Source organism: Bradyrhizobium sp. CB3481 (assembly GCF_029714305.1).
Classification (GTDB): Bacteria; Pseudomonadota; Alphaproteobacteria; order Rhizobiales; family Xanthobacteraceae; genus Bradyrhizobium.
In genome coordinates, this window is sequence record NZ_CP121647.1 from 2,807,147 (window position 1) to 2,821,270 (window position 14,124).

Below are 14,124 nucleotides of genomic sequence, written 5' to 3' on the forward strand. Positions count from 1 at the left end.
CGCGCGTCACTTGGCGGGCGAGGTCTCGTCGACCCAGAGGTCTTCGACGTTTTGATGGGTCAATTCCGTCGCGTTCAACTGAATCCCCTTCAACCAAGGCTGCACGGCCATGACCGCCTTGTTGTAGTTGAAGAACCAGACCGGCGCTTCGTCATAGAGCAGGGCATTGGCCTTTTGCAGCAGCTGGTCGCGCCTGGCGGCGTCGTCGGTTTGCCCGGCCTCATCGATCATCTTGTCGAAATCCGCGTTCTTGAAGGTCGTGTAGTTGCAGGCTGACTGCGGCGTCGTCGAGTAGAAGCATTTCAGCGCCGCCTGGGGATCGGGGCCGGTCGCCATGGAATAGACGTAGGCCTGGAATTCGCCCTTCTTGATTACCTCCGCCAGCACCGCAGTCTCGACCTGCTTGACCTTCACTTTGATGCCCACCCGGTCCAGCATCGGGATAATGGCCTCGACGATCGGCAGGCCCCAGCTTTCGTTCTGACTGGTCGTCCACTCGAATTCGAAGCCGGTGGGATAGCCGGCGTCGGCCAGCAACTTCTTCGCCTTGGCGGGATCGAAGGCGTAGGGCTTCATCGTCTTGTCGTAGAGCGGCGAGGTCAGGGGGAGCCAGCTCGTGGCGCGATAGGCCTTGCCCTTGACCAGCTTGCTGATGATCAGGTCGGTATCGATCGCATGGTTGATCGCCTGCCGAACCCGCTTGTCGGCAAACGGCTTGAAATTGGGATTCATGCCCATATGCCGCGTGAAGACCTCGGCAACTTCCGTGATCGTGCCCTTGAGGTTGGGATCGGCCTGATAGGCGACATATTGCGCAGGTCCCAGCACCGAGGTGTCGATTTCCTTGTTGCGGAAGGCAACGTCGCGTGCCGCAGCTTCGCCCATGACCGAGACGACGAGCTTGTCGGCGTACGGCTTGCCGGGCTTGTAGAACCGGTCCCATCGCTCGAGAACGACGCGCGATCCCGGCACGTGCTCGACAAATTTAAACGGCCCAAGGCCGATCGGCTTCTGGATGAAGCTCTCCTTGGCGCCCTCGTCGGCGGGGTAGATCGAAGTTATCGCGTTGAAGAAGTAGAAGCCTGGATCGGCTTTCTCGGTCAGCTTCATTTCAAGCGTGAAGTCGTCGATCTTCTTCAAGCCAGAGATTTCCTTGGCCTGGCCCTTCTCGACCTCGGCCGCGCCCTCGATCAGGCGGACAAAACGCGCGCCGGGATAGGCCTTGCTGCCGTCCATGATGCGATTGAAGCTCCAGATGACGTCGTCGGCCGTCATCTTGCGGCCGTGGTGGAAATAGGCGTCGTCGCGCAGCTTGAAGGTGTAGACGAGACCTCCGCCCGAGACCGTGACCTCCTTGGCAAGCTCCGGAACCGGCTTGCCCTCGGCGGAGTCCCAGATGTAGAGCGAGCGATGCAGGCCTTTGGCGTATATCTCGTCCTGGGCGCGCTGCGTCGTATGAATGTCCATGCTGGAGAAGCTCGAGCCATAGGGCGCCGTCATGCGAATGGTGCCACCCTTGCGCGGTGTCTGCGCCTCCACAGCGGTAGAGAGCGCCAGGGCCAGACCGGCCACGATCGCAATCTTCTTGAGCATCACGTCTTCTCCGACAATGCAGGAATATTCCGATCCGCGAGTTGACCACTCGCAGCGTATCAGACGCAAGGGGGGACTGTTCTGAATTCGCCAGGGCTCCGGAAACAAATCGCCATATTGCGGCAGTGCATCAGCCTGCTTCGGGCGCCTGTCGGAAATGAGGTGCCCGGCCCGTGGTCGCAATGCGCATCAAAAGAGCATCGGTTGCCCGGACGAATGGCGTCCGCCTGCGTTTCACTCGCTCATGCCGCCGTGCAGCTCCGCTTTGAACCCATCGGTATTTTCAAAGTTGACTGTCACCTTGTCGCCGTCGAAGGTCAGCGACCAATTCTGGATTTCCCCGCGTCCCAGGATGCGCCGCTCCATCGCAAAGGTGCGTTCGTTGATCCAGCGACCCTTGGCGGCATTTATCCCGTAAAGCGCAGGGGGACTCTTGCGGTAACGTCCATCAAGCCCGAACAGTCCGGTAAATCGTTCGGTGGAACGCTCCGTCTTGTCGGTGTAGGTCGTGATTACCCACGACGAATCCGACTCGAGGAAATTCAACGTGAAGCTCTTCACGCGCAGGACGTTGTCGGAGAACTGATAGGTCCTGCCCGAAACTGCCTTGACCAGATCCGGCGTACCGCCAACGGCCGACGGCTTTTCTGTCGCGGCGAGCTGTATCGCGCTGGTCAGCAACGCCGCGGCGATGGGGTCAGCGCGCAGCGGCTTATCGGATTTGACCGCCCTGGCAATATCGTCGATCAGCCCGGAGACTGAGTAGAACTCGTTATCCCGCAAGACGCCGGTCATGACGGCGACGATATCCAGTTTCGGCATCACGAGGATCAGCTGCGAATGACGGCCGCGCGCCATGTAGGCTCCCTTGTCGGGAAGCGACCACCAGAGGTTCGCGTACTGGAATCCGTTGCTCGCGGCAATCTTGCCTTCTTTCGCCCGTTCGACCCACGAGGAGGGAATGATCTGCTTTCCCTCCCACATCCCGTTGCGCAGGTAGAGATAGCCAATTCTCGCCATGTCATGCGGTGAAAGGAAGAGTCCGGCTTCTCCAATCGTGACGCCCTGCGCATCGACGGCGCCCCATTTGGCGCTCTTGATGCCAAGCGGTTCGAACAACTCCTTCTTTGCGAAATCGAATGCGTTCTGCCCGGACTTCCTGTTGATCAGCGCGGACAACAAATAGGGGTTGCCGCCATTGTAGTTGAATTTGGCGCCGGGCACGCCGGCCATCGGCTGATCGAGCACGAAGGCGGTGCGATCAGGGCTCTTGTACATCCGCATCAGCGTCTCGTCGGGCGTATAGAACCTCTCCACCCACTCCATGCCTGACGTCATGTCGAGAAGGCTCTGCACCGTCATCGCCTTCTTACGATCATCGACGTTCTGAATTTCCTTGTCGGAAAACAGATCAATCACCGGATGGTCGACGCTGTCGAGGTTGCCCTTCTGCAGCTGGATCGCGGTCAGCGTGCCGACCACGCTCTTGGTGACCGATCTCAGGTCGTGGCTGATTCCTGCGACGTAGGGCGCATAGTAGGCTTCAGCCACGATCTTGCCATGCCGGACGATCATAAGGCTGTCTTGCTTGTAGGTGCCGACGGTCTCGATCAGCCGGGCAAGACTGGCTGAATCCATGCCTTGCTGCTCGGGCGTCGAAACCGGCCAGGATTTCGTCGGCCACATTTCCTGCTGATCTTGGCCTTCGGCTGCGGCTATTGCCGAACCATATCCAGCAACGCACTGAAATCCCGCAACCAGTGCGGCAATGGCCACTACTCGGAGATGCATCGACAGCCTCCCATCGGCGCCCGTTGTCGTGCGCCAGCAGTCACAGAGGCAATCATAGATTGAAATCGTAACAGAAATCGAGCCCTGGCCAGGACCGAACTTCCGATTTTGCGGTCGGCGGGGCAGCCGAGTGCCGTGGTCATGCGCCAAGGCGCATGACCGCCGGCACCGATTCGATCGGGTGCGCCGCAGGTTTCAGGGGCGACCGTCTCCGGCCGCGATAGAACAACGAAGGCCTTGCGGGGTTGCTCAATATCGAGCTTTGGTCCGGCCGACTGTGTTCTCAAAACGACGATGGATATTAAGTGCGAAAAGCCAAGAAAGCCGGCGCTGCGGGCGCAATGGAGAAAAGCAAGGGTTCACAGCGTTCTGCGGTCTCCTCTTCCTCGCCGCTCGGCATGTTGGCGCTCCATCTCCTCGAAGAATGGAGGAAGTCCGGCCGCGCCGGCATCGTCTTCCTGGCCGAAAACGAGAACAGGGCGGAGCGGCTCGGCAGCGTGCTCCATTCGCTTGACCCCTCGCTCGATGTATTGGTGTTCCCGAGATTGAACACCTTGCCATTTGATGGACTGGAGCCATCGCCCGAAATTGCCGGCCGACGGAGCTCGGTGCTGCGGCGTCTCGCCAAGACGAGGAAGCCCGTCTTCCTGGTGTCGACGGCAGAGGCGATCATGGAGCGGCTGCCGTTGCCCGCGAGCTGGGGACGCCTCAGCATCAGCCTGAAGGTCGGGGCGACCCATGCCGAGCAGGATCTCAAGGCCCGTCTGGAGGCGCTGGGATATGATCTCGGCGAAGAGGCGGAATATCCGGGCACGGCACTGTTTCACGGCAAGACGTTCGAGATCTTTCCGGCGGGCGCGCTTGGTCCGTTCCGGATCGAGCATTCCGGTGGGGCGATCCGCAAGATCCTGGCCGTCGATCCGGCGGAGCATGACGTCTTGTTCGAGGCCAAGGAGCTCTTCGTCGATCCGATGTCCGAGCGCCTTGCATTGGCAGGCAAGCGGGGACAGCGGGCGATGCTGTCGGACTACTGTGGTCGGGCGCGATGGATCGCGGATGCAGGAATTCCTGTACATGCCGATGGCTGGCTGAGCACGATCGAGGAGGCCGCCGGCCGCAAGGACGCGGAACGCGAATATCTCGGGCGAGCGGATTGGAAAAAGCTGGCGAAGCGCATGAACGTGCTGCCCCGCAAGGCAGCTTTTGCGGCGACGCCGGACTTCTCGAAGATGGCGGCGCCCAGGAAGGCGCTCCGCGCGTTTGTCGCCGAGACGCAAGCCGCGGGATCGCGGCTGCTCTTTGTCGCGGCGGTGGAGGAGGACCTGCGCGCGATGGAGCGCATGAGCGGGATCAAGGCGGAGCGTTTCGCAGGTTGGGACGAGGCGAGTTCAGGCCGAAGTCGCGAGGGCGCGCTGCTGGCCGACTTCGATGCCGGCTTCGTCGGCTCTGGCAGGAAGCCTCCTGTCGTCGTGACGGCGTCCGACGTGCTCGGCAGCAGAGCCCATCATCCGCAGCCGATGGCCCGGGCCTGGACGGCGGCTTTTGATCACCCTGATGTGCCGGAGCGAGGGGCGGTCGTCGTTCATCTCCAGCGTGGGCGGGCCTTGCTGGATGGCTTGCAGGCCCTGAACATGGGGAAAGGAGCATCGCGCGAGATGATCAGGCTCGAGTTTGCGGGCAACGACGCCGTTCTCGTTCCGCCCGCCGATCTCACGCTGATCTGGCCTTACGCGGCGGAGCTCGGCAAGCTGACGCTGGACAAGGCGGACGGAAGCACGTGGTGGCAGCGGCGTGGCGAGGCCGAGCGGGAAATCCAGATTGCGGCCAAGGACCTTGCCAAACATATCGCCCAGCGGCGTCGGCGGCGCGCGCCCAGGCTGGTCGCTCCGGGGCCCGCCTATGAGAGGTTCGTCGCACGCTTTCCGTATTTCACGACGATCGACCAGGCGAGGGCGATCCAGGACGTGCTGGCCGATCTCGCATCCGGACATCCCATGGATCGGGTCGTCTGCGGCGACGTCGGCTTCGGCAAGACCGAGGTTGCCTTGCGGGCGGCCGCGGCGGTGGCTCTGTCCGGGAAACAGGTCGCCATCGCGGTACCGACCACCGTTTTGGCCAGGCAGCACGTCGCGACCTTCCGCAAGCGTTTCGGTCCACTCGGCATCGAGGTCGGAAGCCTGTCGCGGGCCACGTCGGCGCCGGAAACGAGGGAAACGAAGGAAGGCCTGCGTCGCGGCAAGCTGAAGGTCGTGGTGGGCACGCAGGCGCTTGCGGGGAAGGACGTGAAGTTCGCCGATCTCGGCCTCGTCATCATCGACGAGGAACAGCATTTCGGCGCGGCGGAGAAGGCAAAACTCTCAGGGCTGGCGAAAGGCATCCACACACTTTGGATGAGCGCCACGCCGATCCCACGCACGCTTGCGGCGGGCCTTGCGGGCTTCAGGGATCTCAGCGTCATCGCAACGCCGCCGGTTCACCGGCTGCCGGTTGTCACCAAGGTCGCCCCGCTATCGGACGCGGCCATTGTCGCTGCGCTGCTGCGCGAGCAGCGGCGTCACGGGCAGAGCTTTCTGATTTGCCCTCGCATTCAGGATCTGGAGCCGATGTTGGCGCGGGTGCAGTCGGCAGCCCATGATCTGCGCATCGTCTGTCTTCACGGCAAGCTGCCGGCCGACGAGATCGACGATCGAATGATGAGCTTCGTCGAAGGCGAGGCGGATGTTCTCCTGGCGACCAATATCGTGGAGAGCGGCCTCGACATTCCCCGCGCGAACACCATCGTGGTCTGCTGGCCGGAAAAGTTCGGTCTGGCGCAGCTCCATCAGCTCAGGGGGCGGGTGGGCCGAGGCGGGATACGGGCCTTCGCGTATCTGCTGAACGAGTCGAGCTCGGCACAATCCGAAAAGCGCCTGACCATTCTTGAAGAATTCAGCAGGCCCGGCGCGGGCTTTGCCATCAGCGAACGGGATCTCGACCTCAGGGGAGCGGGCGACCTCTTTTCAGAGCGGCAGTCGGGCCATGTCCAGGTTTTCGGACCCGTGCTCTACAGCCATCTTCTGAAGCGGGCCTCGGAGAAGACCGAGGACCGGGCAGCCGATTTCTGGGTGCCCGATCTGAATCTGCCGGTCGCGGATATGCTGCCGGCGGGCTACGTGCAGTCGGAAGCGGTCCGGCTTGAAATCTATGGCCGCGTCGCCAGGTGTCAGAACGAAGACGATCTGGAGGAGTTGGAAGAAGAGACCGCGCGCCGCTTCGGCCGGCTGCCGCAGGAGGCGCGCGATTTCTTTGCGGCGGCGAGGCTCAGGCTCGATTGCAGGCGCCGGGGTATTGTCAGGCTGGACGTTGGGCCGGAAGCCGTCGCTGCGACATTTCTGCCCGGCCGGCTGCGCAAATCCAGATCGAAATCCAGATCGCTCGAGCGCGATGGCGATCGCGTCGTCTTTGCCAGCAAGGGAAATGGGAAGCCATTCGAGCGGGTCGAGGATTTCCTGGAGAGGCTGGACGAATAAGGCTCCGGGTGCCGCTTATCCTCGAAACGTGAGCTTCTCGGCGGTGCTGCAGAGCGACCTCGAGATCTTTGGATTCCGGCCGATCGCAGGGCCAAATACCATGATCGCTTGATGTCATGATCGTTTGGGTTTGGTGCTGATCGAGTTCAGCAGTGTGGCGATTGCGATCATCGCTGCGATACCAGCGAGACTCACCCCTATCTGCATCGCTGGTCCGGCTGAAAATTCGAGCAGCGCCAGATGGCTGGCAAACGTCAAGAGAACACCGAGACAATAGATTGGCAGCGAGTTCTGGCCACAGCGGATCGCACCGCGCATTACCGGCGTTGCGAGTCCTCGCCAATTGCGGGGCACGAACCATGCCGCCACAACCGCTATGGCCAAAAAATGCAGTAGTCGCAATGCAGGCAGATTCGATTTGTCCAATGGGTGTTTGGCCAGCGCCGGCGGAATCAGCGCTTCCAACGGGCCAATGCGCCAGCTCAATGCGATGACCATGCTGAAGACCAGATACAGGACGGCGAGTATGAGCGTCGTGCGTGACGTCATCCACGGCTGGACTCTCTTGCCCTCGATCATCCACCACGCTCCGAGCAGGACAAGCAGCTGCCAGGCCAGCGGATTGAACGCCCAGTGTCCGTCCGGCCATGCCGGAACGGTCCAGCCAAAAACATGCACCGATACATAAAGCGCCAGCGAGGCGCCAAGCGTTGCGTTCGGCGCTCGCAGCAGCAGCCACAGCAGCGGCGCGAACAAGAGGTGAAGGAGCACAAAGACCGGCAATACGTCGGTATTGACTGGACGGTATTGCAGTATCGCCGCGCGCGCGAGCGTCGTGCCGGGATGGTCCAACAGGACTCGCGTGTTGCTCTCGTCAGCAAGACGACCTGTGAGATGAACCAGGATGGCGCAGGCGAGGGTAACCAGCAGAAATGCGACATAGATGTCCCAGCTTCGCCGCAGTGTTCGGCTGATCACTCCGGGCCAGCCCTCGCTGCGCCAGGCCGCTCCGTAAGCCAGCGCGCAGGTCACGCCCGACACGAACATGAACACTTCCGCGGCATCGCTGAAGCCGTAGTTCCGCAGTGTCAGCCAGCTTCCGATGTTGTTGGGGATATGGTCGAGAAAGATGAACCAGAGCGCGATGCCTCGACAGGCATCGATTCGCAGGTCGCGTCCTTGGCGTTTGAGCTCCGGCAACTCGCCGACCGCTGACTGGGGGATGGTAATTCGGTCGTGCATTTGGCTCACCCCAAGCCGGCAAGATGGACCTGCCGCGCCAGCTTTTGGTGTGAGCTCGTTCACCTTTAAGTACTTATTTTTTCAGGTGAATCTGCGCGCGAACGTTGAGTGCTGGTGGCCTTGCACGCGGTCATTTGCGACACGCGATCGGTGCGATCTCGCTGTCCTGCAATCTGGCTCTATTGACGCCTTCAACCCGCGTTGTCAGGCACGAAACTCACAGCTTTCGTTGCCGCGCGTTCCTCGTGTGTGCGTTCGCGATACATCGATACGGCATGACAGCGGGAAAATTGCCACGCTGCATCGGCAGTCAGATGAACGAGTATCTCGCCAGCCTTCTTCTACGCAAACGCCCGCTGCGAGCGCAGCGGTAATCGCGCGAGCGGCGAACGGCCACTTAGTATTGCGGCACGCAAATCTGCTTCTATGTCGGTTGTTGCTGCTGCCCGTTCACGGAGGGCCAGCAATGCGTCGATCTCGGCACCACCCGGCAGTACGGCGGCGAGTACCGGGGACGCTGTTCACGAGTATCGAAAGCATTGCTGGGTCCTGTGGTGGATGTCGGCGTTGGCCACGCAATCCCGCAGGCGTCAGACACTTAGCCAGCGGACAGGATGCTTCGCGGGTCTGTATCCCGGTGCGATGCAACGTAGTCGATTTCGCCGCGCGAGATACCGATATCCGCGAGCTCGCTGTCCGTCAGATGGCACAATTCTGCACGCAGCCTATCACGCTTGCGCCACTCCAAAAATGCATACCAATATTTTTCAAAGGGACTGTAGACCTGACGATTTGCCGTTGCCGGTCGGAGCTCGGTGGCTCCGTATATCGTGCTCATGGCGGTGTCCTGTCTGGACTGTTTCACCATGCAGAGGTTGCCGCAAGATACGCCGCTTCGCTTAACTGAAGCCTTACATTTCCCTCACCGGCAGCTTATTCTTCGGCTTTCAGTTGGATTTAAGGAGTAACCCTGAGAAGGAATGGCAACTTGCGCTATCTCTTCGAGGACTTCGCCCTTGATACCGAAAGGCGTGAACTGCATCGCGGGGCGGAGACCGTCCCCGTCGCTCCACAGGTTTTTGACTTGCTGGACTACCTGATCCGCAATCGGGAGCGGGTCGTCGGCAAAGACGATCTCATCGAGGCCATTTGGAATGGGCGCAGCGTCTCGGATGCGGCGCTGACGACCCGTCTGAATGTTGCCCGGAGCGCGCTCGGCGATTCTGGCGAGGAACAGCGCCTCATCAAGACATTGCCGCGCAAGGGCTTCCGCTTTGTGGGTGCGGTCCGGGAAGAGCGGGCGTTAGTAAGATCTGCAATGACCGAAACCCCGATAGAGTCGCCGAGGCCCTCTCTCTCGCTACCCGATAAGCCGTCGATTGCGGTGCTGCCGTTCCAGAATCTCAGTAACGATCCGGAGCAAGAGTATTTCGCCGATGGCGTCGTTGAAGATGTCACGATGGCGCTGTCTCACTTCCGCTGGCTGTTTGTGATCGCGCGCAATTCGAGCTTTGCCTACAAAGGTCAGTCCGTGGACATCAAGCAGGTTGGCCGGGAGCTTGGGGTGCGCTATGTGCTCGAGGGTAGCGTACGCAAGGCTGGAAGTCGCCTTCGCATCGCTGGTCAGCTTATTGATGCTGAAACGGGAGCACATCTCTGGGCGGACCGTTTTGACGGTGCGCTTGAAAATATCTTCGAACTACAGGATCAAATGACGTCCAGCGTGGTGGGGGCGATCGCGCCCATGCTGCTGCGTGAGGAAGTCAGGCGGGCCAGGCGCAAGCCGACCGAGAATCTGGATGCATACGACTATTATCTGCGTGGCCTGGCGAGCGTTCGCCGCTGGACGCAGGATGCGAACAGTGAGGCACTCCAGCTCTTCAGCAAGGCGATTGAGCTCGACCCCGGCCTGGCGTGCGCCTATGGCATGGCCGGATGGTGCTACATCCAGCGCAAGGCGCGTCGCTGGATGGTCGATCGTGAAAAAGAGAGCTCCGAAGCTATGCGGCTAGCCCGCAGGGCGGTGCATCTGGGAGCAGATGACGAGGTAGCGCTATCCATGGGTGCATATGTACTCACCTTCATTGCCCATGAATTCGACGATGCCATTGCATTCGTGGATCGTGGACTGGCAATCAATCCAAACTCGACGCTAGCCTGGAATCTTGGTGCCTGGGTGAGAGTTTTCCGAGGTGAGCCCGACCTTGTAATTGATTACGCTGCGCGTGCCATGCGTCTGAGCCCGCTTGACCCGTCTATGTACGCCATGAACGGAGCCGTGGCGTATGCTCATTTTCTTATGGGCCACTATGATTCGGCGTCGTCGTCCACCGAAAAATCACTGCGCGACAATCCCGAGTTCCTGCTGGCGATCGCCATGTTCGCAGCCAGCAACGCGCTCGCCGGATGCCTTGCGGCAGCCCGGAAAGGCATCGCACGTGCACGCGAATGCAATCCGGATCTGCGCCTCTCTAACCTGGGAGATCTTGCGCCATTTCGTCGACCGGAGGACGCAGCCCATTTTGCCAACGGCCTTCGCGAAGCAGGTCTCCCGGAATGATTGCAAGCTCCCATCTCGAACGTGGCGACGCAGGTGGCCATTAAGCTGATATGGCCTCGGCGCTCTCGCCCAGTTTCTGATTGACGATCCGGACCGTGCGGTCGATTTCGGCATTGGGCATGCCAAGCTGGTGCGAGATCAGCTTCACGAGGAGGTCTACGCGCTCGATGAACGGCGAGCCGCCAGCGACTGCGCGCGCCGCCGAGGAGGGTCTGAGAAGACTTTCCGCGGCCTTGGCATATTTCTCGAAAGGTACCTGATCGCTGGGATCGGCGCCGAGTCGCTGGGCGACAGCATCGACATGCTCATAGATCGACTGCGAGAGGTTGATGTCGCCAAGCACCGCCTCGCGGATCGATCGCGGCTCGTGGGGCGTAATGCAGCGGTAATTGCCCGTGAGCAGCATCGACCATTTGGCCAGAGGGACGAACATCGAATCGAACACCCTGAGCTTCACCGGAACATCCTGTCCGTCGAGCCTCACGGCATCGATGTCAGCTTCCAGCTCCCGAAGCAGCAAATTGTGCTTCTCATCGGCAAATGACGCGGCCTTGAAATTTGTCGGCAGGCCGACGTGAAGAACATTCGCCGCTTCCTCCGGCGGACGGAAGGCCTGCGGATCCGGAGAGCAGAGCGAGACCAGGCCCGGCTCGAACCGATCCCACACCGCGGCATTGGTATAGGCTTTCTCAAGATCCATTTCCGCCAGCGCCGGGATGCGCTTGAGGTAGGGCAAAGGCGGCATGTTCATGATCGAAAGGCAGGGCAGCTTCGCCTCGGCGATCTTGATCAGCATAAGCCGCATCGTAGGAGCTGCGTATTGCGGCTCCTGCATCGCAAGACCAACCAGATCGTAGCGGGAAGGATCGACATTGGCGGGCTCGACCGCGTCCAGCATCCCGGGCAGATCGCGCGAGAAGATCGGCCGATGGGTCGCCTCGTCGCGCAGCCTGATGCGAACTTCGGTGCCGTCACGATTGATGAGCTCTGCGGTCTGCCTGCGGCAAACCAGGGTCACGTTGTGACCCGCCATCAAGAGCTTCGTCGCCAACAATGAGCCGTACGAGGCTCCGAGGATCAGAACGTTGCGCGCCATGCGCCCTCCATCGATGATGTTTTTCCGGCGCACCACGACCCCGGCGCTTTGCCAGCGCCCGGTTTGCGACAGGAGTTAAGCGGAAGCTTGCGGTGCGATGCCGGTTCTTCCTGTTCCCGCAAGAGAACCGGCATGCGGAGCGTGAGGTCAGGCGGCGTAGACCGTCTCTTTCGCCGTGGCCTCTTCATCGAATGCGGCAAGGATGTCGCGCATGCTGATGACGCCGATCAGGCTGTAATTGTCGATGACGGGGAGGTGGCGGATATGCTCGCGGTTCATCACGTGACGAACGTGCTCGAGCGTATCTGACGGCGTGCAGGAGATCAGCTGCTGCACGGAGACGAACTGCGAGACCTTCATGTTGGCGCCGGCCGCGCCGTACTGGGCGATCGCGCGCACTACGTCGCGCTCGGTGAACATGCCGACCGGGGTGTTGCCTTCGGTACGCACGACATCCTTGACGACCAGCGCGCTGATATTGCCGGAGCGCATCAGTTGCGCGGCAATGGCCACGGTCTCGTTCATGCGGACCGTTGCGACACGGGCGGCTTTCTTGCGCAGGATATCTCCGACTTGCATGGCAACCTCCTTGGGGTGAATCATTACCCGTAAGTCTGGTATACATAATGCCAATTGTCAACACGCATCAGGATAGAAATCGTGCGCGGAATACAAGATAAATAGGCAGTATTGCTGACATTTTTCCGGAAGGCGTTTGAGACCGATAAGGCCCGCCGGCGGCCAAGCAATTACAAAAGCTGATCAGGTATACCAGGGAGGTCCGGGCCAAAAGAAAACGCGCCCATCCCGGAGGATGAGCGCGTCTCTATCGATCGACTGATCTGTCGGATCAGGCCGACAATTGCGACTTCTCGACCACTACCTTGCGCCAGGGCTTGAGCACCGCGATCGCCAGCAGCGAGGCCAGGATATTCGCGCCGGCCGCGACGATGAACACGCTGTCCCAGGTGCCCGACGACTGCTGCATGTAGTTCGCAACCGGCACCAGGAGCGCCGCGGTGCCCTTTGCCGTATAGAGCAGGCCAGCATTGGTGGTCGCGAACTTGGCGCCGAACGTATCCGTGCAGGTCGACGGGAAGAGCGAGTAGATCTCACCCCAGGCGAAGAACACGAAGCCCGACAGCAGCACGAACCACACCGGATCGTGGCCCAGCATATAGAGGCCCCAGATGCCGATGCCTTCCATGCCGAACGCGAGGAACATGGTGTTCTCGCGGCCGATCATGTCGGAGATCCAGCCAAAGAAGGGGCGGGTCAGGCCGTTGAGCACGCGATCGATGGTGGCCGCGAACGTCACCGCCGTCATCGTTACCGCCATCAGCGTGACCGGCACGCTGTCGACCTTCCAGTCGACCGCGATCGGCTTCAGGTTGGCGGTGACCATCAATCCGCCGGCGCCGACGATCACGAACATGAAATACATCAGCCAGAAGATCGGCTGACGGATCACCTCAGTCGGCTGATAGTTGCGCCGGCTCTGGATGATGTTGGCGTTCTGCGTCACCGCGGGGACTTGTCCCGATTTCGGCGCGAACAGGAAGAAGGCGAGGAGGACGATGATGATGCCCTGGCCGAGACCGAAATAGAGGAAGGTGGTCTGGAAGCCGGAATCCTTGATCATCGCCTGGATCGGCGCGACCGTCAGCGCCGAGCCGGCGCCGAATCCGGCGGCCGTGATGCCGGCGGCGAGACCGCGCTTGTCGGGAAACCATTTCAGCGCGTTGCCGACGCAGGTGCCGTAGACGCCACCGGCGCCGATGCCTGCGATGATCATGCCGAGATAGTATCCGTTGAGCGAAGTCGCCTGCGCGTTGATGGCCCATCCGAGGGCGCAGAGCACGCCGCCGACGAGGACGACGATGCGCGGGCCGTATTTATCGACGAACCATCCTTCGACCGGCACCAGCCAGGTCTCGAACAGAACGAACAGCGTAAATGCCCACTGGATCGAAGCACGATCCCATCCGAATTTCTTCTGGATGTCGGGGACGAAGAAAGTCCAACCATATTGGTAATTGGCGATCATCACCATCGCGAGCACGCCGATGGCTAGTTGCGTCCAGCGGTAGGTGTCGCTGACCCGGGCCGCCACTGGGGCTGCCGCTCCGTGCACAGTATCCGTCATCTTCCCTCCAAAGGCTGTTCTATCTGTTAGCCGACAGCTCAAGTGCGGAGTTTGGTATATGTTATGCCAGTAGACAAGCGGAATCTTATCGAGTTATCACAATTCGTTTGCGTGCGACATGCCGCAGGCGCGAAAGAAAACGGGCCGCGTCCACTGCGCGGCCCACCGGTCGAAAATAGACAATATC

The 14,124-nt window shown here is 60.8% G+C and carries 9 protein-coding genes; 2 read left to right on the forward strand and 7 right to left on the reverse strand.

Annotated elements, in window-relative coordinates; genetic code table 11:
- Window positions 1-6: 6 nt before the first annotated feature.
- Window positions 7-1,593: an ABC transporter substrate-binding protein gene (locus QA643_RS13290; protein ID WP_283033614.1), complete on the reverse strand. Its 1,587-nt coding sequence runs from the start codon at window positions 1,591-1,593 to the stop codon at window positions 7-9.
- A 234-nt stretch (window positions 1,594-1,827) separates the two neighbouring features.
- Window positions 1,828-3,384, reverse strand: coding sequence for a serine hydrolase (locus QA643_RS13295; RefSeq protein WP_283033615.1), 1,557 nt, complete (start codon window positions 3,382-3,384; stop codon window positions 1,828-1,830).
- Window positions 3,385-3,782: 398 nt separating this feature from the next.
- Between QA643_RS13295 and QA643_RS13300 the strand changes: the two genes are divergently transcribed.
- Window positions 3,783-6,893 (forward strand): helicase-related protein, encoded by a 3,111-nt coding sequence (locus QA643_RS13300; RefSeq protein WP_283034789.1) that lies wholly within the window; start codon window positions 3,783-3,785, stop codon window positions 6,891-6,893.
- A 114-nt stretch (window positions 6,894-7,007) separates the two neighbouring features.
- Here QA643_RS13300 and QA643_RS13305 read toward each other — a convergent pair whose 3' ends face one another.
- Window positions 7,008-8,135: an OpgC domain-containing protein gene (locus QA643_RS13305; protein ID WP_283033616.1), complete on the reverse strand. Its 1,128-nt coding sequence runs from the start codon at window positions 8,133-8,135 to the stop codon at window positions 7,008-7,010.
- A 598-nt stretch (window positions 8,136-8,733) separates the two neighbouring features.
- Window positions 8,734-8,973: a DUF1127 domain-containing protein gene (locus tag QA643_RS13310; protein ID WP_283033617.1), complete on the reverse strand. Its 240-nt coding sequence runs from the start codon at window positions 8,971-8,973 to the stop codon at window positions 8,734-8,736.
- 150 nt (window positions 8,974-9,123) lie between these two features.
- On the opposite strand from QA643_RS13310, the gene QA643_RS13315 reads away from it, so the two are divergent.
- The gene (locus tag QA643_RS13315; RefSeq protein WP_283033618.1) at window positions 9,124-10,695 is read left to right on the forward strand and encodes a winged helix-turn-helix domain-containing protein; all 1,572 of its coding nucleotides are present in this window, start codon (window positions 9,124-9,126) and stop codon (window positions 10,693-10,695) included.
- Window positions 10,696-10,735: 40 nt separating this feature from the next.
- On the opposite strand, the gene QA643_RS13320 is transcribed toward QA643_RS13315, so the two are convergent.
- The 3 genes from QA643_RS13320 to oxlT all read right to left on the reverse strand — a co-directional run bounded on the left by QA643_RS13320 (window position 10,736) and on the right by oxlT (window position 13,937).
- A complete protein-coding gene (locus QA643_RS13320) occupies window positions 10,736-11,791 on the reverse strand; it encodes a 2-dehydropantoate 2-reductase N-terminal domain-containing protein (RefSeq protein ID WP_283033619.1) in 1,056 nt (351 codons plus the stop codon).
- A 147-nt stretch (window positions 11,792-11,938) separates the two neighbouring features.
- Entirely contained in the window at window positions 11,939-12,370 is a 432-nt protein-coding gene (locus QA643_RS13325) for a CBS domain-containing protein (RefSeq protein ID WP_283033620.1), read from the reverse strand.
- 271 nt (window positions 12,371-12,641) lie between these two features.
- On the reverse strand, window positions 12,642-13,937 hold the full coding sequence (gene oxlT, locus QA643_RS13330) for an oxalate/formate MFS antiporter (protein ID WP_283033621.1): 1,296 nt from the start codon (window positions 13,935-13,937) through the stop codon (window positions 12,642-12,644).
- Window positions 13,938-14,124 lie beyond the last annotated feature (187 nt).